Annotated in this window: 1 protein-coding gene; it reads right to left on the bottom strand. The window is 49.6% G+C overall.

The genetic code is table 11. From position 1 onward, the window contains the following. Positions 1-52 precede the first annotated feature (52 nt). On the bottom strand, positions 53-462 hold a 410-nt coding region (locus tag I6E24_RS16695), incomplete at its 5' end, for a site-specific integrase (protein ID WP_235329833.1).

Here is a 462-nt window from a genome sequence, read left to right as displayed (position 1 = left end):
ACGATAGGATTATATTGAACCCAATCCTAACTTCTTGCTACAGAAGTATTTATCAAGCGACCAATCTGGGCGCACTCGCATAGATTTGCGTCGTCTTGATGCTCTTGTGTCCGAGCATCGAACTCACAGTTTCAATAGGTACGCCGTTTGACAGGAATACCGTTGTCGCCGCCGTATGACGGCTCTGGTGCCATGTAAGGTGTTTCGTGATACCGCACCGTTTGGCTACGGCACGTATTCCATACAGGCAGGTCATGTAATGGGGGACAGGGAAAATCCTTCCGTCCTCACACAGTCCGCGGTATTTTTCTATGATTCTTCGGGGCAGGTCCAGTAGGCGGATATTCGATTCCACGCCCGTCTTCTGGCGGTTGATGTTTATCCACTCATGGTTGTCGAAGTATGTACGGATATTTTCCTCACGCAGATTGCGCATATCGGAGAATGACAACCCCGTGAACG

The organism is Bacteroides caecigallinarum, from assembly GCF_021530995.1.
Lineage (GTDB): Bacteria > Bacteroidota > Bacteroidia > Bacteroidales > Bacteroidaceae > Phocaeicola > Phocaeicola faecigallinarum.
Note: the sequence above shows the minus strand (reverse complement) of the source record. Positions and strands in the feature narration are given on the sequence as shown.